The sequence below is a fragment of the Arthrobacter sp. UNC362MFTsu5.1 genome (genome assembly GCF_000685965.1).
GTDB lineage: Bacteria > Actinomycetota > Actinomycetes > Actinomycetales > Micrococcaceae > Arthrobacter.
The window spans coordinates 142336-162643 of sequence record NZ_JMLE01000011.1 but is presented as its reverse complement, the minus strand read 5'-3'; the positions used below and the strand labels follow the sequence as shown (position 1 = coordinate 162643).

General features: G+C 66.3%; 17 protein-coding genes. 3 read left to right on the top strand and 14 right to left on the bottom strand.

What is annotated here, in order from left to right:
* From BS38_RS0112660 to BS38_RS25075, 9 genes are all read right to left on the bottom strand, one after another.
* A partial coding sequence (locus BS38_RS0112660) for a sugar phosphate isomerase/epimerase family protein (protein WP_028271142.1) occupies positions 1 to 868 on the bottom strand: 868 nt, incomplete at its 3' end.
* 1 nt (position 869) lies between these two features.
* Positions 870 to 2066: a Gfo/Idh/MocA family protein gene (locus BS38_RS0112655; RefSeq protein WP_028271141.1), complete on the bottom strand. Its 1197-nt coding sequence runs from the start codon at positions 2064 to 2066 to the stop codon at positions 870 to 872.
* Positions 2067 to 2076: 10 nt separating this feature from the next.
* Positions 2077 to 3195 (bottom strand): Gfo/Idh/MocA family protein, encoded by a 1119-nt coding sequence (locus BS38_RS0112650; protein ID WP_028271140.1) that lies wholly within the window; start codon positions 3193 to 3195, stop codon positions 2077 to 2079.
* The gene (locus BS38_RS0112645) at positions 3192 to 3953 is read right to left on the bottom strand and encodes a sugar phosphate isomerase/epimerase family protein (protein ID WP_028271139.1); all 762 of its coding nucleotides are present in this window, start codon (positions 3951 to 3953) and stop codon (positions 3192 to 3194) included. The genes BS38_RS0112650 and BS38_RS0112645 overlap by 4 nt, the downstream gene beginning before the upstream one ends.
* Positions 3954 to 4012: 59 nt before the next feature.
* A complete protein-coding gene (locus tag BS38_RS0112640; protein WP_028271138.1) occupies positions 4013 to 4906 on the bottom strand; it encodes a carbohydrate ABC transporter permease in 894 nt (297 codons plus the stop codon).
* Positions 4906 to 5862: a carbohydrate ABC transporter permease gene (locus BS38_RS0112635; protein WP_028271137.1), complete on the bottom strand. Its 957-nt coding sequence runs from the start codon at positions 5860 to 5862 to the stop codon at positions 4906 to 4908. The genes BS38_RS0112640 and BS38_RS0112635 overlap by 1 nt, the downstream gene beginning before the upstream one ends.
* A gap of 12 nt (positions 5863 to 5874) precedes the next feature.
* A complete protein-coding gene (locus tag BS38_RS0112630) occupies positions 5875 to 7200 on the bottom strand; it encodes an ABC transporter substrate-binding protein (protein ID WP_028271136.1) in 1326 nt (441 codons plus the stop codon).
* A 107-nt stretch (positions 7201 to 7307) separates the two neighbouring features.
* Complete coding sequence (locus BS38_RS0112625) at positions 7308 to 8150, bottom strand: hypothetical protein (protein WP_028271135.1); 843 nt, start codon at positions 8148 to 8150, stop codon at positions 7308 to 7310.
* Entirely contained in the window at positions 8147 to 9274 is a 1128-nt protein-coding gene (locus tag BS38_RS25075) for a Gfo/Idh/MocA family protein (RefSeq protein WP_043438505.1), read from the bottom strand. The genes BS38_RS0112625 and BS38_RS25075 overlap by 4 nt, the downstream gene beginning before the upstream one ends.
* 173 nt (positions 9275 to 9447) lie before the next feature.
* Between BS38_RS25075 and BS38_RS0112615 the strand changes: the two genes are divergently transcribed.
* Together BS38_RS0112615 and BS38_RS0112610 are read left to right on the top strand one after the other, a co-directional pair.
* Positions 9448 to 10680 (top strand): ROK family transcriptional regulator, encoded by a 1233-nt coding sequence (locus tag BS38_RS0112615; protein WP_028271134.1) that lies wholly within the window; start codon positions 9448 to 9450, stop codon positions 10678 to 10680.
* An 83-nt stretch (positions 10681 to 10763) separates the two neighbouring features.
* On the top strand, positions 10764 to 11957 hold the full coding sequence (locus BS38_RS0112610; protein ID WP_028271133.1) for an MFS transporter: 1194 nt from the start codon (positions 10764 to 10766) through the stop codon (positions 11955 to 11957).
* A gap of 233 nt (positions 11958 to 12190) precedes the next feature.
* On the opposite strand, the gene aceB is transcribed toward BS38_RS0112610, so the two are convergent.
* Both aceB and aceA read right to left on the bottom strand, forming a co-directional pair.
* The gene (aceB, locus tag BS38_RS0112605) at positions 12191 to 13855 is read right to left on the bottom strand and encodes a malate synthase A (RefSeq protein WP_028271132.1); all 1665 of its coding nucleotides are present in this window, start codon (positions 13853 to 13855) and stop codon (positions 12191 to 12193) included.
* A 93-nt stretch (positions 13856 to 13948) separates the two neighbouring features.
* The gene (aceA, locus tag BS38_RS0112600; RefSeq protein WP_028271131.1) at positions 13949 to 15265 is read right to left on the bottom strand and encodes an isocitrate lyase; all 1317 of its coding nucleotides are present in this window, start codon (positions 15263 to 15265) and stop codon (positions 13949 to 13951) included.
* Positions 15266 to 15448: 183 nt separating this feature from the next.
* Between aceA and BS38_RS0112595 the strand changes: the two genes are divergently transcribed.
* A complete protein-coding gene (locus tag BS38_RS0112595) occupies positions 15449 to 16936 on the top strand; it encodes a helix-turn-helix transcriptional regulator (RefSeq protein WP_028271130.1) in 1488 nt (495 codons plus the stop codon).
* A 114-nt stretch (positions 16937 to 17050) separates the two neighbouring features.
* Here the strand turns inward: BS38_RS0112595 and BS38_RS0112590 are convergent, their stop codons facing one another.
* From BS38_RS0112590 to BS38_RS0112580, 3 genes are read right to left on the bottom strand one after another with little or no spacing between them, the layout of a single operon-like run.
* Positions 17051 to 18076: a TAXI family TRAP transporter solute-binding subunit gene (locus BS38_RS0112590; RefSeq protein WP_043438503.1), complete on the bottom strand. Its 1026-nt coding sequence runs from the start codon at positions 18074 to 18076 to the stop codon at positions 17051 to 17053.
* Complete coding sequence (locus BS38_RS25070) at positions 18073 to 19542, bottom strand: sensor histidine kinase (protein WP_231511234.1); 1470 nt, start codon at positions 19540 to 19542, stop codon at positions 18073 to 18075. Before BS38_RS25070 ends, BS38_RS0112590 begins: the two co-directional genes overlap by 4 nt.
* Positions 19539 to 20207: a response regulator transcription factor gene (locus BS38_RS0112580; RefSeq protein ID WP_028271128.1), complete on the bottom strand. Its 669-nt coding sequence runs from the start codon at positions 20205 to 20207 to the stop codon at positions 19539 to 19541. Before BS38_RS0112580 ends, BS38_RS25070 begins: the two co-directional genes overlap by 4 nt.
* Positions 20208 to 20308: the final 101 nt, after the last annotated feature.

Here is a 20308-nt window from a genome sequence, read left to right as displayed (position 1 = left end):
GGCCGTTGTAGCCGATGGCGGTGAGGGCGCGGAAGGACGATTCCCAGGGCACGTCGCCGCGTCCGGCGGAGACGAAGTCCCAGCCGCGGCGCGGGTCGCCCCAGGGCAGGTGGGAGCCCATGACGGTGTTCCGGCCGGTGGGGCGGAGCTTGGTGTCCTTGCAGTCCACGTGGTAGATCCGGTCCTTGAAGTCCCAGATGAAGGAAACGGGGTCGATGCCCTGCCACATGAAGTGGGACGGGTCCCAGTTCAGCCCGAACGCCGGACGGTGGCCGATCGCTTCGAGGGTGCGGACGGTGGTCCAGTAGTCGTAGGCGATTTCGGACGGGTGGACTTCGTGGGCGAAGCGGACCCCGCATTCGTCGAAGACGTCCAGGATGGGGTTCCAGCGGTCCGCGAAGTCCTGGTAGCCGGCCTCGATGACTTTCTCCGGCACCGGCGGGAACATGGCGACGTACTGCCAGATGGAGGAGCCGGTGAACCCGACGACCGTGTCCACGCCGAGTGCTTTGGCGAGGCGGGCGGTGTGTTTCATTTCCTCGGCGGCGCGCTGGCGGACGCCCTCGGGGTCCCCGTCGCCCCAGACCTTGGACCCGACGATGGCTTCGTGGCGGAAGTCGATCGGGTCATCGCAGACGGCCTGGCCCTTGAGGTGGTTGGAGATGGCCCAGACCTTCAGGTTGTACTTCTCCAGGACTGCGAGTTTGGCTTCGACGTAGCCGGGTTCGTCCCAGCGCCAGGCGTCCAGGTGGTCCCCGGAGACGGCGATTTCGAGGCCGTCGTAGCCCCAGCCTGAGGCAAGGCGCGCGACTTCCTCGAAGGGGAGGTCGGCCCACTGGCCGGTGAACAGGGTGTACGGGCGGGGCATGTCAGGCTCCTTCAATGGCGGGGACGGGGGAAGCAGTGAGCTGGATGATGGAGGACTTGGCGTTTGCGGATTCTTCGATGGCGGCCAGCACCCGCTGCACGGCCAGGCCCTCATCGAACGACGGCGAGGGCGCCGTGCCGCCGTCGATTGCGGCAAGGAAGTCGCGGATTTCGTGCGTGAAGGTGTGCTCCCAGCCGATCACGTGCCCCTGCGGCCACCAGGCGGCCATGTACGGGTGCTCGGGTTCGTTGACCAGGATGCGGCGGAACCCCTGTTCGCGGACCGGGAGGGTGGCGTCCAGGAAACCGAGTTCGTTGATGGTTTCCAGGTCGAACAGGAGGGAGCCCTTGTCCCCGTAGATTTCCAGCTTCAGGGAGTTCTTCTGGCCCGTCGCCATGCGGGAGACCTCCACTGAGGCGATGGTCCCGGAGTCCAGGGTCAGCGTGGCCCAGGCGGCGTCGTCGACCGTTACCTCTTCGGGGCCGTCCGCCCCCGGGCGGCTGTTCACGAAGGTGTGCAGCCGGCCCGAAACCTCCGTGACGGTGCCGCCGAGCAGGAACATGACCTGGTCGATGGCGTGCGAGGCGATGTCGCCCAGCGCGCCGGACCCGGCGGTTTCCTTGTTCAGCCGCCACGTCATCGGGGAGTCCGGGTCCACCAGCCAGTCCTGCAGGTACGCGGCGCGGACGTGCCGGACGGTACCGAGCCGGCCTTCGGCGATGAGCTCTTTCGCGAGGGCCAGGGCCGGGACACGGCGGTAGTTGAAGCCGATCATGGACTGCACACCGCGTTCCCGGGCGGACCGGGCGGCATCCGCCATGGCTTCAGCCTCGGCCAGGGTGTTGGCCAGGGGCTTCTCGACCAGGACGTGCTTGCCGGCCTCCAGCGCCGCAACGGCGATCTCGGCGTGCATCCAGCCCGGGGCGCAGATGTCCACGATGTGAATGTCGTCCCGCTCCAGGACCGAGCGCCAGTCGGTCGCTGTTTCCGCCCAGCCGTATTTCTCGGCCGCGGCCGCGACCTGCCCGGCGTCCCGGCCCACGAGCACTTTCTGCTCGAAGGCCGGGACGTCGAAGTAGGACGCGACGTTCCGCCAGGCGTTCGAGTGGGCCTTGCCCATAAACGCGTAGCCGATCATCGCCACACCCAGCGGTGGGTTGTCGGGATTGGTGCCGTCCGTGCTTTCGGGGGAGTTCATTGCCTGGTTCCTAGAGGGTGGAAGCGGTGGGGTCCCAGTCCTCGGGGAGGGCAGGGGACGCGGGCGCGGAGCTTTCGACGTTGACAAAGGCGCCGGACTCAACGGATTCGGAAATCGAGACCATGGTGTCCAGCACGTGGTAGGCCAGGTTGCCCGTGGCGCGGTGCGGAACCCCGGCCCGGATGGAGCGGGCCATGTCCAGCACGCCCATGCCGCGGCCGTTGGACGGTCCCGTTGCGGGGACGACGGTCCACTCCTCGTCGCCCGCGCGCCAGAGCCGCACGTCGCCGTCGAAATAGTTCGGGTCCGGGAGGGAGATGGTGGCTTCCGTGCCGGTGATCTCCACGAAGCCCATCCGCTGGCGGGGTGACTCGAACGAAAAAACGCTGTGCGAGGACTGGCCGCCCTCGAACTGGGCCATCGCGGACACGTGGGTGGGGACCTCCACGGTGAACTCCTCGCCCAGCTTGGGTCCGGACCCGATGACGCGGACTTCCTTGGCTTTGGAACCGATGGCCGCCACGCGGCGCACGGACCCGAAGGTCTGGACCAGCGCGGTGAGGTAGTAGGGGCCCATGTCGAACAGGGGGCCGGCGCCGTACTGGAAGAGGAACGCCGGATTCGGGTGCCAGGATTCCGGTCCCGGGGTCTGGAACGTGGTCATCGCGGTCAGCGGGGTGCCGATGTCGCCGCGTTCAATCAGCCGCCGGGCGGTCTGCAGCCCCGCGCCGAGGAACGTGTCCGGGGCGCAGCCGAGCCGCAGCCCCGCAGCGTCGGCTGCTTTGAGCAGCCCCAGCCCCGATTCGCGGTCCAGCGAGAACGGCTTTTCGGTCCACACGTGCTTGCCTGCGTTGACGGCGGCCGTTGCCACCTCCACGTGCGCCGCCGGGATGGTCAGGTTGACGATGATTTCGACGTCGGGATGGTTCAGTGCCGCGTCCACCCCGCCGGATTCGGCGATCCCGTATTCCTTTGCCCGGGCGGCCGCGGCATCCTCGAACAGGTCGGCGATGACGTGGACCTTGAGGTCCGGGAAGGTGGTCAGGTTGTCCAGGTACTGCTTGCTGATGTTGCCGGCGCCGATGACGGCGACGCCCACCGGACCTCGCTTCGTGGAGGGGGTGCTCATGCCCGTGCTCCTTCACTTGCTTCGGTGTTTGCTTCGGTGTTCAGGAACGCCAGGGACTGGGCGATGCCGTCGAAGATGTCGCCGGAGTAGTCGTCGAACTCCACGACGCCCACTTCGAGGGACTTGGCGGCCCCGATGACGTCCCACACGGCGATCTTGCCCTGGCCGGCGGGCTGCTGGGCCTTGGTGTCGGTGGTGGCCGGGCCGTCCTTGATGTGGATGAACTTCACCCGGTCGCCGAGTTTGGCGAGGATGTCCACGGGATCCTGGCCGCCGACGGCAACCCAGTACGTGTCCACTTCCAGGACCAGTTCGGGGTCCAGGAGGTCAGCGAAGTATTCCAGTGCCGTACGGCCGTCGATGATGGACTCCAGCTCCCAGGCGTGGTTGTGGTATCCGACGCGGATGCCGTATTCGGCGCCTTTCTTGGCTGCAGCGTTGAGCTTTGCGGCGGTGGCCTGGATGTCCTCGGCCTTCTGCCAGTGCTCGGCCGGCAGGTACGGATCGATGACGGTGCTGATGCCCAGTTCCCTGGCAGCTGCAAAGATTTCGTCCTGGTCCTGGCTGAGCAGGGGTGCGTGGCCGGACGGTGCGGTGAGGCCGTTCTCCTTGAGCGCGGCACCGAGTTCGGCTGACGTGGCCACGAAGTTGTACGGCTCAACCTGGGTGAAGCCGATCTCAGCTACCTTCCTGATGGTGCCGGGCAGGTCTTCCTGGATGGCATTGCGCAGGGTGTACAGCTGAAGCGAGTAAGACATGATGGTTCCTTTGCGGGAGTTTTCTTTTCGGAAGTGCGGTTCTGGGGGAGGGCCTGGACCTAGCGGCCGGCGAGGGATCCGCCGATGCCGCCGACGCTGAAGTACTTGTTCAGGGTGGCGAAGACGATGATGGGCGGAAGCATCATGACCACGGCGAGTGCCATGACTGAGGTCCAGTCGGTGGCGTTCTGCTGGAAGAAGGACTGCACGCCCATGGGGAGGGTGAAGATCTCGTTGGAGCGCAGGAACACGATGGCTACGAGGTAGTCGTTCCAGGCCAGCAGGAAGGCGAAGATCGCGGTGGAGAGGATGCCGGGAAGCGAGTTGCGGAGTACCACCTTGGTGAACGATCCGAAGACGGAGCAGCCATCGATCCAGGAGGCTTCCTCCAGGCTGATGGGAATGGAGTCGAAGTAGGCAGCCATCATCCACGTCGCGACGGTCATGGTGGAGCCGACATAAATGATGGTGATGCCCAGCAGGTTGTCCACCAGTCCCATGGCTGCGAAGAGGATGAACAGCGGCACCACTGAGGTGATGATCGGCAGGGACTGCATGACGAACAGGAGCAGGGAGTAGCCGGAGACTGCTTTGGACCGGCCACGGGAAAGGACATAGCCGGCGGGTGCGGCCACGGCTACTGATACCAACACTGTGGACAGGGTGGTGATCAGGCTGTTCTGCAGCCAGGTGGCGGCAAGGGTCTTCGAGAAGACGTTGCTGAGGTTCTCGAAGGTCAGGCCGGTGGCGGTGCTGGTGGGCCCGGGGGTGAAGGCGAGCACCACCGTGACCATGATCGGCACGAGGACTATCGCAGTGATGATCAGGATGGCGGTGAACCGCCACCAGCGGCCGCGATCGCCCGCTTCGGAGAGGACGCGCTTGTTCTTGGCCGGTCCGGCGACGCCGAGGACGGGCCCGGACTGGGGATGGGCGTGGACTACTGCGCTCATTATTCGACGCTCGACTTTCGGATCTGGCGGTACAGAAGAACGGAGATGACAACCAGGGTCATGGTCATGAGGAAGGCGATGGCCACGCCGGGTCCGGTGGCGAAGTCCTGGAAGACCGTACGGTAGGCCAGGACCACCAACGAGGTGGTGGCGTTGACCGGGCCGCCGCCTGTCAGCAGGTAGATGGTGGGGAAGTCATTGACGCAGAAGATGGTCATCAAGATCCAGGAGATATACGTGGACCGGGCGATCAAGGGAAGCGTGATCTGGCTGAACTGCTGCCAGCGCGTGGCGCCGTCCATGCTGGCCGCTTCGTAGACGGTGCTGTCCACAGAGGCGAGGGCTGCCGAGATCATCATCATCATGAACGGGAAGCTGACCCAGACCTTGAACACCATGACGGTGATGGCCGCGAGGTTGGGATCGGCGAGGAACAGCGGAGTGCCAAGCCCCAGATTGCGGAACAGGGACGGAATCAGGCTGTCCGGGGTTGCCACCAGCCAGTTCCATGCGGTGGACGACACCACGATCGGCACCACCCAGGGCAGCAGGAGGAGGACCTTGAAGGTGCCGCCGGCGGGGATCTTCGTCCGCAGGAGGAGAGCGAGTCCAAGGCCGACCAGCCACGATCCGAAGACACCCACGATGGTGAACATCAGGGTGAATTGCGCCGCTTTCCAGAATGCCGGGGAGGACAGGACCTTGGCGAAGTTATCGCCTGCGACGAAGTCTCCAGTTTGCAGGAGGTCTCCGTCATGCGTGGCCTGGACTGCCGCGTAGATAAGGGGATAACCGTGGATCAGGACCAGCAGGACCACGGACGGGAGCAGGAGCCAGAAGAAGGTCCTGGTGGTTTGAGCGGACAGCTTGCTCTTGCGGTTGCCGCTCCCGGTCCCGCCGGGAGCGATTCCCTTGCGGGCCCGGCTAAGTCCGGACTGCGCTGTGGTGGTTGTCATGGACGGGCCGCTCTACTTTTTCAGGACCGATTCGAGGGCGGACTGGAAAGTTTGCAGCGCGGTCTTGGCATCAGACTTGCCAGTAATGATTGTCTGTGTGAACTGGTTCAGCGCCTGGCCGCCGTCGAGGGCTGCGAGGTTCGCGTTCAGCGTGTTGCCCTGGGAAGCGAAGGTCTTGGCGATGGGCTGCCAATCCTTGACGATCTTGACGTTGTTGGGGTCCGAGGCAAACTCGGGCAGCTCGGTGATGGACTTGAAGACCGGAAGGGCGGACATGAGCTTCTGGCGCCACAGTTCCTTGAGCTGGCCCAGGTAGTAGACCAGGAACGCCTCGGAGGCCTCCTGCGACGGGGTGTTCGTGTACATCATGATGTTGTTCGGGAAAACGATGGTTGCCTTGTCCCCGTGCGGGCCTGTGATGGGGTCCGCGACGAGCAGATCACCGGAGGTGTCGCCGACGCGCTGCGGGACATTGGCCTGGAACAGGCCGTATCCGGCCTTGCCGTCCTTCCACTGGGCGGACATGTTGTCGGTGGTGTAGCTGACGGCAGCGGGATCGACGATTCCGTTGGACACCAGTTCCAGGACGAATTCCATGGCTTCGACGTTGCGGTCGTTCATCAGGTCAAGTTCGCCGTCCTTGGTGAAGACACCGCCGCCGTTGTTGACCATCATCATGATCATGGAGTGGTTGGCGTAGTTGTTTCCTGACCCGGCACCGGTGGTGAAGCCGAACGCGCCGACCTTCTTGAGTGCCTTGCCGGCTTCGAGGAGGGACGGCCAGTCGGTCGGAAGGGCCACGTTGGCCTTCTCGAACAGCGACTTGCGGTACCAGAACACCCGCATGTCCAGCTGCCACGGAACGGCTACGTACCCCTTGTCTGACTTGAACGGGTCCAGCACACCCGGCAGGAAGTCGTCGAACTGGCCGTTCTTCTTCAGCGTCTCGATGACCTTGTCCGCGTAGGCAATCTGGCCCTGCTTCTCGAACTGGAAGGCCTGGAAGCCGCCGCCGGTGGACACCGCGGGGCCGGTCTTGGACGCGATCGCCGAGGAGAACGTCTGGTAGAAGTTGTTCCACTGGATGATCTGGTAGCTGGCCTTGCTGTTGGCTCCGGAGAAGCCCTCGGCGATCTTCTTGGCGGCGTCGTTGTAGGCGGGGGTGGCCCACGGCATGTCCCAGAACTTGATGGTTCCGCCGGCTCCGCCGCCTCCGCCCTGCGAAGCTGAACCGCCGCCACAGGCGGCGAGGAGGGGAACGGAGGCCGCGGCGGCAGCGAAGCCCAGGAACCCCCTCCGGGAGAAGGCGGAAGATGCGATGGAGGGTTTGGTAGACACGATTTTTTCCTTTCAGGGCCCGGAGTGACTGAATGCCCGGGCCCTTCTCGACAATGAGTGGATGCTGACTGGAAGAGCGGGAACTGCTGGTGGTTCGGTAAGGCTGTCTAGCTGGTGAGTTGGCTGACGAGGGACAAGACAGTGGAGAACTGGACCAGGTCGGTGGCCGGGATCCCGGACGAAAGATGCGAGTGGACCCTCGACCAGCTGGTCCGGTGGGACGATTCGTACAGGGTGGGAAGCGCCGTTGCTCCTTCTTTGGTGACTGCCCGGACCACGGCCGGCCACGCCGCTGCGGGGTCCGGCAGCACGACGTCGGCACGGCCGGTTGAGGTGAGGATCGAGACACTGGCGGTGGCCGGCAGCGCGGAGGTGAGGATGCCCTGCAAAGCGACCGGTGCGCCGCTGGCCAGGACTCCGGCAACCGTGTAGCCGTTTGCGTTGCGCTGTACCATCCGCACGTTCTGCACCGCTATCCCGCATTGGACCAGCACGGAGAACTGTTCCGTCAGCAGGTCCCGGGGGTCCGTTCCGGGTACCCCGATGGCAACCGAGTCGAGCAGGACGGCATCCTCGAGGGCAGCGGCGATGACGCCGTGCACGTTCTCGCGGGAGCCGGCCAGCGCCAGGTTGCCGGCCCACGGCTGGTCGAGCACCACCACGGAGCCGGCGGCTTCGGCGACACCGATCAGTGCGGCGGGATCTTCAGCCACCGGCCCGGACACCACAATGCCCTTGGCTCCCTTGCGGACCGCGGCGGCCGCCCGTTCGGTCCAGCCCGCATGGCCCGAGACCGCGGTGATGTCCGGCGCGGAAGCTGCCGGCACTGAAGCTGCCGGGGCGGCGGGGCCGGCGGGGGCAAAGGACAAGGGCAGGGAAGCGACGACGGCGGACACCGCACCTGCTGCTTCAGCCTGCGGATCCGCATACACGGACAGCTGCGTGGTCATGCGTTGACCTCCTGGTCTTCTGTTGTCCCGCTGGCGGCGCTGCCAGCATCAACCCGGCCTGTATCAACCCGGCCTGTATCTACCTGGCCTGCGGCCGCTTCGGCGATTGCCAGTGCAAACTCAAGGTCATGGATCAGGGTCTCGGCGGACGGGGGCTGGCCGGTGCCGCCGGCCAGTTCGGCCAGTTTTCGCCACTCGCCCTCGTAGCCGTTGTGGCCGAAGGGGCCAAGGACCGTGGTGCGCCCGGCCGTCCGGATCCGGGCGGTTGCCGAGCCGGCCTGGACGTAGGACGGGGTGAAGTCGATTTTCAGGGCCGCGTCGTCGCCGATGGCCTCAAACTCCCAGGCGGGCTCCCACGTGGCGTTCATGGCTGCACGGAGCTCGATGGTTACGTTTCCGGCCCGCAGGGAGATGACGTAGCCGAAAGGCCGGACGATTTCAGCATGCAGGACCTCCACGTCAGCGAAGTCCGGGGTGAAGCGGCGGACCAGCGGAAGGTCGTGGATGGCCAGGCCCATCACCCCGCCTGTGAGCATGGCCTTGATGACTTCCGGGTCGGTCGGGTCACTGGACGGCAGGGACACGCGGCCCACGATCTCCGTGGCAAAGTCTTCGAAGCGAGGGTTCGGCGGAAGGACGATGGAGGACCGGACGGTGTGCACCTGTTCCGGCAGGTCGCCCCAGGCACCTTCCGCCGCGAGCCAGCCGGGATCGAAGGTGTGCATGGCTCCGACGATGATGGGGACGCCGGTCTCGGCTGATACAGCGGAGATTGCGGCGGCCTCTTCGCCGTTCATGGCAAACGGCTTTTCGCACAGGACGGCCTTCTTGCCCGCCCGGCAGGCCGCGATGACCTGGGCTGCGTGGAACTGGTGCGGGCTGCAGATGGCCACGATGTCCACGGCGGTGTCTGCGAGGAGTTCCTCCATGCTGGTGCTGAAGCGTGCTCCTACCCTGCCTGCCACCGATGCTGCCACTGCGGGGTCGACGTCCATGATGTGGCGGACTTCCAGGATGTTCCCCAACCGTGCAAGCGACGGCAGGTGGATGGCCTGGGTAACTGGTCCGGCGCCCAGAATGCCGACGCCCAGGAGGGCCGGTGATGCCTGTGCTTGGCTCGACAAGTTGCTTACCTCTTTGTAGTAGCTGGAGCGTGGTGGCCGGCGTCCGCTTTCAGTGACACCGCTCACAGATCAAGCTAGAACTACTTTTGTCGATCGTCAAGCAAAAGTTGAAAAGTTCCCGACAATCTTTCGGCGGCGTGACATGCATAAGAGCTTCGTGCTATCACTGACTCATGAATCCCACGCCTGGAAAAGAGTCCGGCACCGAAGCAGGACCGGACGCCGCCCCCGATGGTGCGGGCAGTCTTTCCCGGGCCGGCGACCTCTTCCAGCTGCTCCGCGACGGCAAAGCCCGCACCCGGGCCGAACTGGCCCTGACCACCGGGCTGGCGCGGTCCACCGTGGCCGCCCGCATCGACGCCCTGATCTCCTCCGGGCTGGTGGGCCCCGCCGGTGAGGCGAGCTCCAGCGGCGGCAGGCCGCCGTCGCGCTTTGCCTTCAATCCCGCCGCCCGCGCCGTCCTGGCGGTCGACGTCGGGGCCACGCACGTGATCGTTGCCGTCACCGACCTTGGCGGCAATGTGCTGTCCGAACGCCGCCTGGCCCAGGACGTCGCCGACGGCCCGGAAGCAGTCCTGGGCCGGGTGGTCGAGGAGGGCAAGGCACTCCTCGGTGAAGCCGGCAGGACCACCGCGGACCTCGCCGGCATCGGGATCGGGCTGCCGGGCCCAGTGGAGCATGCCACCGGGATGCCGGTGAAGCCGCCCATCATGCCCGGCTGGGACGGGTTCGACGTGGTCCGCTACGTCCAGCGCTCGCTGCCGGTTCCGGTGCTGGTGGACAACGACGTCAACATCATGGCCCTTGGCGAACGCACCGCCTATTGGCCAGATCACGACAACTTCCTCTTCATCAAAGTGGCCACGGGCATCGGCGCGGGCATCATCAGCAGCGGGGAACTCCAGCGCGGCGCCAACGGAACAGCAGGAGACCTGGGGCACGTGCGCGTTCCGCGCGGCGACGATGTCCTGTGCCGCTGCGGCAACTACGGCTGCCTCGAAGCGCTGGCATCCGGCCCCGCCGTCGCCCGGGAACTGGCACGCCAGGGCCTTCCGGCTGAAAAGGGCGGCGATGTCCTGCGGCTCGTCGGCGAGGGCAACCTCCAGGCGATCCAGGCGCTCCGCCAGGCCGGCAGGGACGTGGGGGATGTGCTGGCCATGGTGGTCAACCTGCTGAATCCGTCGGTGATCGTGATCGGCGGCAGCCTCGGCCAGGCCGGCGACCACCTGATGGCCGGAGTCCGCGAGGTGGTTTACCGGCGGTCCCTGCCGCTGGCCACGTCACACCTGCGGATAGCGCTCGCGATGGCCGGCGACCAGGCGGCGATCCTCGGTGCCAGCCAAATGGTCACCCAACATGTGTTGTCTCCTGCCGTGATCGAGGCCACCCTGCAGGCAACGGGATAACGCCCGTCATCTTGCCGCGGGCATGATAGCAATGAATGGATGAAACCGATTTCCAGCTTCCGCACCCAGCCGCAGCCCGCCTTATGACGGCGAATTTCCTGGCCAGGGTTCCGCGCGGCTGGATCCTGCTGGCGAGCATCGGACTCATCGCACTGAACATGCGGGGCCCGTTCGTGGCGGTTGCCCCCGTGGTGGGCCCGATGCAGCAGGACCTTGGGTTCTCGCCGGTGGAACTGGGGCTGCTGACCGGCATTCCGGTGCTGTGCTTTTCCCTCGCGGCGCCCCTCGCGTCTTTCGCGGGCAGGAAATTCGGGGCTGAGTTCGCCATCATGCTCACCCTCCTGGGTGTGCTGGCCGGCGTCATCGTCCGCTCCGCCGGCAACGGCGTCCTGGTGCTGTTCGGCACCGCGATCATCGGCCTGGCCATCACCATCGGCAACATCGCCGTGCCCCTGATCATCCGGCGCGACTTCTCGCCGCGGCGCCAGGGGACTGCCATGGGCATCTACACCGCGGCACTGAACATCGGATCGTTCCTGACCTCGGTGGTCACCGCGCCGCTGGCCGAGCTGGCCGGGTGGCGGCTCTCGCTGGCGGCCAGCGGGCTGTTCGCCGTCGCCGCCATCGTTTTCTGGGTGCTGGCCGCCGGCCGGCAGGCTTTCGTGCCTGCCGCCGTCGAGGACTCCGACCCCCGTCCGGCCGGCGGCAGGCCGGCGTCGCGCTGGATCACTGTGGGGCTCACGGCCGGTTTTGCCGGGCAGGCGTTCTCCTACTACGGCGTCACGGCCTGGCTGCCCACCTTCCTGATCGACGAACTGGGCATGGCGCCCTCCGCCGCCGGTGCAGGGTCCTCGCTCTTCCAGATCCTCGCCATTGTGGGCGGCCTCGGCGTGCCGATGGTGGCCAGGTTTGCCAGTACGACGGCGGTGGCGGTCACCTTGGGCGTTATGTGGCTGACCGTTCCCCTTGGCCTCCTGCTGGCGCCGGAACTGTGGTGGCTCTGGTCCTCCCTGGGCGGCGCGGCGCAGGGCGGCGGCATCACCGTCATTTTCATTGCCATCATCAGACTGGCCCGCGACCAGGCGTCCGCGGGCCGGATGTCCGCGGTGGTCCAGGGCGTGGGCTACTCCGTTGGCGCCACTGCGCCGACGCTCCTCGGCTACGTCCACGGGCTGTCCGGATCATGGACCAACCCGCTGCTGCTGATCCTCGGCTCGGTGGCGGCGTTCTTCCTGGGCACCACCCTCTCCGTGCGGAAGGTGCCGAAGACCCGCTAACGGGTCGCGCCGTCGTCGTACTCCCTGTTATGCGTCCCCACGCGCGAACGTACACTTAAGCCCCACGCAAAAGCGCGAACGGACAGTTGTGGCCCCTTGAACAAGGGCCGCAACTGTCCGTTCGCGCTTAATGGTGCTTCCGTTGCCGGGCCGCCGCCCCGGATTTCGGGGGTGCCTGTTGCGAAGGGCGTGGTTGCCCGGCGAACGGAAATCTCGGCTGGACTACCGCGGGGTTAGGCGGCCACCAGCGCCGCGTCCTCGACGGGGTCCTCTGACCGGTCCCGAGCCTCGTGCAGGAAGCGGGCGTAGGCAGGCAGGGTCAGGAACGTGGGGAACGCGTCGGCCAGGGTGACTTCCTCGAAGATGTCACGCGCGTCGGCGAAGCGGTCGCCTTCGAAGCGTTCCAGCCGGGTGAACTCCTCGTCCAGCAGGTCCTCCACCCACTCGCGGGTGATGATTTCGCCGTGGTCGGTGATGGCGTGGGAGTAGATCCACTGCCACAGCTGCGAGCGGGAGATCTCCGCCGTGGCGGCGTCCTCCATGAGGTTGTGGATGGCCACAGCCCCGTTGCCGCGCAGCCAGGACTCGATGTAGCGGATGCCCACCTCGATGTTGTTCCGGATGCCCTGCTCGGTGATGGTGCCCGTGGTGGAGGCAATGTCCAGCAGCGCGCGGTCGTCAGGGGTGACGTCCTCGCGGAGGCGGTCCAGCTGGTTCGGGCGGTCGCCGAGGACGCCGTCGAACACTTCGCGGCACACCGGAACCAGGTCCGGGTGGGCCACCCAGGAGCCGTCAAAGCCGTCGCCTGCCTCGCGGGTCTTGTCCGCGCGGACCTTCTCAAAGGCGATCGCGTTGGCTTCCTCGTCCTTGCGGTTGGGGACAGCTGCGGCCATGCCGCCGATTGCCATGGCGCCGCGCTTGTGGCAGGCCCGGACCAGCTGCTCGGTGTAGGCGCGCATGAAGGGGGCCGTCATGGTCACCTGGACGCGGTCCGGCAGGACGAAGCGGGGGCCGCGGGTGCGGAAGTTCTTGATCATCGAGAAGATGTAGTCCCAGCGTCCGGCATTCAGGCCGGCCGCGTGGTCGCGGAGCTCGTAGAGGATCTCTTCCATCTCGAAGGAGGCCGTGATGGTCTCGATCAGCACGGTGGCGCGGATGGTGCCCTGCGGGATGCCCAGCAGGTCCTGCGCCAGGATGAAGATGTCGTTCCAGAGGCGTGCCTCGAGGTGGTTTTCGATCTTCGGCAGGTAGAAGTACGGGCCCTTGCCCTGGGCCAGCAGGCGGCGGGCATTGTGGAAGAAGTACAGGCCGAAGTCCACGATGCCGCCGGCGATCGGGGTCCCGTCGATCAGCATGTGCTTTTCCGGCAGGTGCCAGCCGCGGGGGCGGACCACGATGGTGGGCAGTTCGTCCGCCGGACGCAGCTTGTAGTCCTTGCCCTCCGGGGAGGTGAAATCGATCCGGCGTTCCAGGGCATCGGTGAGGTTCAGCTGGCCCTGGATGACGTTGCGCCACGACGGGGTGGAGGAGTCCTCCATGTCGGCCAGCCACACCTTGGCGCCCGAGTTCAGCGCGTTGATGGTCATCTTCTTGTCCACCGGGCCGGTGATCTCCACGCGGCGGTCCTCGAGGCCCGGGGCCGGGGGAGCGACGCGCCAGTTCGGATCGTTCCGGACGGACTCGGTCTCGCGGAGGAACCGCGGGTCCAGTCCCTTGGCGATGTCCGCACGGCGGGACCGCCGGGCCTGCAGCAGCTCCTGGCGCCGCGCCGCCGTCGCACGGTGCAGCTTGGCCACAAAAGCCAGGGCGTCCGGAGTAAGAACCTCGCCCTGCCGGCAAATAGGCTGCGCGGTCAGCGTGATCCCGTTGATAGTGAAGTTGTCAGTGAAGCTGTTCATGAGAGTTCTCCTGGTGCAAGGCCCAACTGAGTCGCAGTAGGTGTCGTTTTGAGCCTCCAAAACGACACCTACTGCTATCTAGTTGGGGAAGAATTAGTGGAACTGGCCCTCTTCGGTCGATCCGACCAGGGCGAGGGTGGATGCGTTCGGGTTGAGCGCAGTGGCGATGTCGTCGAAGTAGCCGGTGCCGACTTCGCGCTGGTGCTTGGTCGCGGTGTAGCCGCGGGACTCGGAGGCGAATTCCTTCTCCTGGAGCTCGACGTAGGCGCTCATGCCTTCACGGGCGTAGCCGTGGGCGAGGTCGAACATCGAGTAGTTCAGGGCGTGGAAGCCGGCCAGGGTGATGAACTGGAACGTGAAGCCCATGGCGCCGAGTTCACGCTGGAACTTGGCGATGGTGGCGTCGTCCAGGTGCTTGCGCCAGTTGAACGACGGCGAGCAGTTGTAGGAGAGCATCTGGTCCGGGAACTCGGCCTTGACGGCCTCGGCGAACTTCTTGGCAAGCTCGAGGTCCGGGGTGCCCGTTTCCATCCAGATGAGGTCGGAGTACGGGGCGTAGGCCTTGGCGCGGGCGATGCAGGGTTCGATGCCGTTGCGGACCTTGTAGAAGCCTTCGGCCGTACGCTCGCCGGTGATGAATTCCTGGTCGCGCTCGTCGACGTCGGAGGTGATCAGGGTTGCGGCTTCGGCGTCAGTGCGGGCGATGACCACTGACGGGGTGCCGGCGACGTCGGCGGCCAGGCGGGCCGCGTTCAGGGTGCGGACGTGCTGCTGGGTGGGGATGAGCACCTTGCCGCCGAGGTGGCCGCACTTCTTCTCCGATGCGAGCTGGTCCTCCCAGTGAACGCCTGAGGCGCCGGCCTGGATCATGGACTTCATCAGCTCGTAGGCGTTCAGCGGACCGCCGAAGCCGGCCTCGGCGTCGGCGACGATCGGCACCATCCAGTCCTCGACGGTCTGGATGCCTTCGGAGAACTCGATCTGGTCGGCGCGGAGGAGGGCGTTGTTGATGCGGCGGACCACGGTGGGAACGGAGTTGGCCGGGTAGAGCGACTGGTCCGGGTAGGTGTGGCCGGAGTTGTTGGCATCGGCGGCCACCTGCCAGCCGGAGAGGTAGATGGCGCGGAGGCCGGCCTTGACCTGCTGCACGGCCTGGTTGCCGGTGAGGGCGCCGAGGGCGTTGGTGTAGCCGCCGGTCTTGTGCTCTTCGGTGAGCTGCTTCCAGAGCTTCTCGGAACCGCGGCGGGCCAGCGTGTGCTCTTCGGAGACGCGGCCGCGGAGGCGGACGACGTCCGTTGCCTTGTAGTCACGGGTCACACCTTCCCAGCGCGGGTTGGCGGCCCACTCGAGCTCCAGTGCGGCGGCCTGCTCTTCGGGCGTCTGCTGGGTGGGCTCAAATGCTGCAGTCATCTTTGTCTCCTTGTTTGTGCTCCGGATGTCCTGGCCGGTCCCCTTCCCTGCGCCGTTGCAGTTGGGGGACCGGTTGGACCGGTGCGGTGTTTCTTTCCGTGAGATCTACTTTTCTGCACTTTCAAGAGGGTTGCTAGAGAAAAAGTCTGGAAAGAAATGCACTTCTTCGCGTATTCTCAATAAATGTCGCCTACGAGCTGGAATCGCACCGCCGCCACCCCGCCGTCGTCCCCTTCGGTCCCCGAACTTGACGTCATCAGCCTGGGCCGCCGCGTCCGCCACCTGCGTAAAGCGGCGGCCATGACCCTCGATGACCTGAGTGCCGCCGTCGGGACCGCGCCGAGCCAGCTGAGCCTGATCGAGAACGGGAAGCGGGAGCCCAAACTGGGGCTGCTCCAGCAGCTGGCGGCCGCCCTCAATGTCAGCATCGACCAGTTGCTCGGGGCGGAGCCGCCGAACCGTCGTGCGGCGCTGGAGATCGAGCTGGAACGTTACCAGCGGAGCCCCCTCTACGAGTCCCTGAACCTGCCGAAAATCCGCATCAGCTCGCGGCTTCCGATGGATGTGCTGGAGTCCATGGTGGGCCTGCAGCACGAGCTGGAGCGCCGGCTCAATGAGCAGGCGGCGACGCCGGAAGAGGCCCGCCGTGCCAACGGCGCGCTGCGTGCCATGATGCGCGAGCGGAACAACTATTTCCCGGAGTACGAGGCGGAGGCGCAGAAGGTCCTGGCGTCGGTGGGTCACACCAGCGGTCCGCTGTCCCACCACGTCATCGCGGACATCGCCGGGCACCTCGGTTTCAGCCTCCACCACGTGGGCGACCTGCCGCATTCCACCCGTTCGGTGACGGATCTTAAGAACCGCAGAATTTACCTCACGCAGAACCAGCGCACCGATCACGACCCCCGTTCGGTGCTGCTGCAGGCGCTGGGACACTACGTCCTGGGCCACCAGACGCCGTCCAACTACGGGGACTTCCTGATGCAGCGGGTGGCCACGAACTACTTCGCTGCGGCGCTGATGCTGCCGGAGCAGGCCACCGTGGAGTTCCTGCAGAAGGCCAAGCAGGCCAAGGAAATCGCCGTCGAGGACATCCGGGACGCCTTCGCCGTGTCCTACGAGACCGCCGCACACCGGTTCACGAACCTGGCCACGCAGCACCTGGACATCCGCACGCACTTCCAGAAGACGCACAAGAGCGGCATCATCTACAAGGCCTACGAGAACGACGGCGTGACGTTCCCGCAGGATCATACCGGCGCCATTGAGGGCCAGCCGTCGTGCAAGAACTGGACGTCGCGGGTGGTTTTCGACGTGCCGGACAAGTTCAGTGCCTACAGCCAGTACACGGACACGCCCTCGGGGACCTACTGGTGCACCGCGCGGACGGAGCGCTCCGCCACCGGCGAGTTTTCCCTCTCCGTTGGCGTCCCGTACGCCCAGGTGAAGTGGTTCCGCGGACGGGAAACCACGGAGCGGTCCAAGTCCACCTGCCCCGATGAGAACTGCTGCCGCCGGCCGCCGGCTTCGCTGACCTCCGAGTGGGCGGGCAATGCCTGGCCGTCGGCGCGGGCGCACTCGCACCTGCTGGCCGCCATGCCGCCGGGCGCTTTCCCCGGCGTGGACGAGACCGAGGTGTACAGCTTCCTGCAGGCGCACTCGGGGAGCTAACCTTACCGGGACGCTCTCTCACCTAATGCGGGTTTCTCCAGGACGCTCTCTCACTCTCTTGAGGAAAGTGAGAGAGGGTTGCCGCGTTTGTTGCATTAAGTGAGAGAGCGTTGCCTAGCCGTGCAGTTTCCGGTAAGCGGCGGCGGCGGCCGGGTGCAACGGCAGTCCGGCGGTGTTGATCAGCGATTCGGGGCTCAGGAACTGGACTCCCAGGCTGGAGCGAGGTATCAGTTCCTCGGCATGGCCCACCAGCAGTTCGACCGTCCTCTTCACGGTGCGCTCATCCAGGTCACTGCGGCACAGGAGCAGGTTGGCCACACCCACCGCCCAGACAGCCGGGATGCCCTCATAGGCGCCTTCCGGGATCAGCACCCTGTCGTAGAACGCGCCGTACTTGGTGCGGAGCTTCGGGAGCAGCGGGGAGAGGTCCAGGAATCCGAGCCCGACCTGGTTGTTGGTGGCGGCAATGGCGGCTGTGGGCACACCGCCGGACCAGAACAACGCATCCACTGACCCGTTCTGCAGGGCCGCAAGCCCCGCGTTGAGTCCGAGGTTCATCACGGTGACCGTTTTTTCGACGCCGGCGGCGGGGGAGGCGCCCACAGCCACAGACGCCAGCCCGGCAGCCTCAATCAGGCGCGGAGTGGTCAGCGAGGTCCCGGAACCAGGCTCACCGACAGCCACGGTCCTGCCGGCCAGTTCCGTGAGATCGCGGATGCCGCTGGCCTTCCGGACCACGCAGTGGACGTAGTTTTCGTACACTCGTCCGAGGGCCGTGATGCCACCCTTTGATGAGCTGTTCCCTTCACTGGTTTGAGCCGCGGCATCCGCCAGTGCGACAGCCAGCGTGGCCTGCCCGGTCAGAAGCTGCGCCAGGTTGTCCAGGCTGCCGCCGGTTGTCAGCGCTGTAGCGTGGCCGGCTACGCCGTGGCGCTGGAGGGACTCCGCCAGCAGCGTTGCGAATTCAAGATAGAAGCCGCCCGGTTCGCCTCCGGCAACCGTCACGGTGCCGGGCCTGTCCTCAGTGGTGCAGGCGTTGAGGGCCGGGATGAGCAGCCCGGCCAGCCCGGCGGCCAGCCCGGCTTTGAGGGCGGCCCTCCTCGGCGGAAGGGCTGCTGTCAGGTCAGCCCTGCCGGTCATGAAAGGGCCTCCGGCCCGTCGTCGTGATCCAGCCCGTCGTCATGATCCGGCCCGTGGCCATGGAAAACACGCGGAAACTCGAGGCCCGCCATCAGGCCGTGCGGCGAGGCTTCCGTCAGCAGCAGGCGGCCCCCGTTGGCTCCCGCCAGTTTGTCGACGATGGTCATGCCCAGGCCGTTGCCGCGGATCTCCCGGGCCTGCGGGGAGCGCCAGAACCGGCTGGTGGCAGCTGCCCGTTCCTCGGCTGAAAGCCCGGGGCCGTCGTCGGAGATTTCCACGGTGACCGTGTCCGGACGTTCGCGGACTGCCACGGAGATCCGGGCGCGGGGTGCGTATTTGATGGCGTTGTTGATCAGTTCCCCCACCATCTGGGCGAGTTCGGCGGCATTGCAGGCAATGTGCACCGCCGGGTCCGGCGGGTCCGCCAGCAGGATCGTCGAGCCGCTGCGCCTCGCGGCGGGTCCCGCCCGTTCGGTTTCCTCCTGCAGGACCGGGTATGGATCGATGACGCCGGGGCGCCCGCGGGAAGGGGTCCCCAGCGGCCCTCCGGCGGAGTCTTCGAAGGCCCGGTGCTCGGCGGTCGCGAGCCTCAAGACGCCGTCCAGGATTTCTTCCACCCGTTCCAGCTCCGCGAGAACGCCCGCCGCCGCTTTGTGTTCCCGGGCGGTCTGCAATTCAAGCTGCAGCAGGTCGATCCTCAGCCGCAGTGCGCCCACGGGATTCCGCAACTGATGCGACGTGTCGGCAATGAGCTGGCGCTGGGAGTCGATGCTGGCGCTGACTGTCCGGGCCATCCGGGTGAAGGAACGGCTCAGTTCCCTCAGTTCCGGCGGGCCGTCCTCCGGTAGCTGGCCGGTCCGGCCCGTCGCCTCAAGCTCCGTCACGGCGGCATTCAGGCGGTGGACGGGACGCAGCACCCAGCCTGTCACTCGGGCGGCACCGAGTAGGAGTACCGCAGTCAGCACGGCCGCAGCCAGTCCGACGAGGAGCCACCGTTCCCGCAGTTTCTGCCGGGCCGCGTCCAGGTTGACCTCCAGGACCGCTTCGCCAAGGACCTGGCTTGCACTGCCGAAGGAACGTGAAATCACCTCGGAACCGGTGCCGAACGGCTGGAGCGGGCTGAGGGTGGTGTCATTCAGGTTCAGCTTTGCCCGGGCAACTGCATCGCGGACGTCCGCCCTGTCCTCGCTCAGGCCGCCCGAGCGCAGGGTGCCCTGCTGGAGGCCGATCAGTACCCCCTCACCGTAGAGTTCCGAGTATCTGTCCATCTCCGCCTGCAGCTGCGTGGATTCCCCGTCGGTCGCGGCGTCGAACGCCACCTGCGCCAGCCTGTTGAGGGCGGCCGCCCTGTTGATCTGGAGTTCCTGGGTGAGCTCCCGGCTGGCGGAGGTCAGGATGGCGGTGGAAGCGAAGATGACGATGAGGACGGACAGCACACTCAGGATTCCGAGGACACGCAGCTTCACGCCGGATCCGCCTCGACCCGGTAGCCCACGCCGCGCACGTTGATGATGAAACCGGGAAGTTGGAGCTTGGCCCGGAGGCCGGTCAGATGCACGTCAAGGGACCGCGACGAGGCCACGAAGGCGTCTCCCCAGAGCGCGTCCAGGATCTGTTCCCGGGTGACCACCGACCCCGCGTGCTTGGCCAGAAGGGCGAGGAGGTCGAACTCGGTGGCCGTCAGGGGCAGGACCTTGGGGCCGACGGCGGCCACTCGCCGTTCGAGGTCCACCTCGAGTTCCCCCAGCACTATGCTCTGCTGACGGCTGTCCTTTGCACGGCCCGAACGCCGCGTCACAGCCTCGATGCGGGCCAGCAGCTCAACCAGTTTCACCGGTTTGACGAGGTAGTCATCGGCTCCGGACCGCAGGCCAAGGACCACGCTTCGCTCGTCGTCGCGGGCGGTGAGGATCAGGATCGGGACCGGGGTAACCTGGCGGAGCTTCCGCAGCACGTCGAGGCCGTCCATGTCCGGAAGCCCCAGGTCCAGCAGGATGACCTCGAACCGGCGGTGCTCCAGGAGCGCGTCAGCCCCGCGGGCAACCCGGGACGCCGTGTGTCCGGCGGAAACCACTGCTGCGTCGAGGGCGGACGCCATGGCGTCGTCGTCCTCGACGATGAGCACATCCATTGCCTGGTCCTGTTCGTTGACGGGGCATCTTCGATCTGCCCGCTGTGGAGATTATCCCTTGTCCCGGCGAAACCTAAGGAAGTGTTAGGAATTCCCCTTTC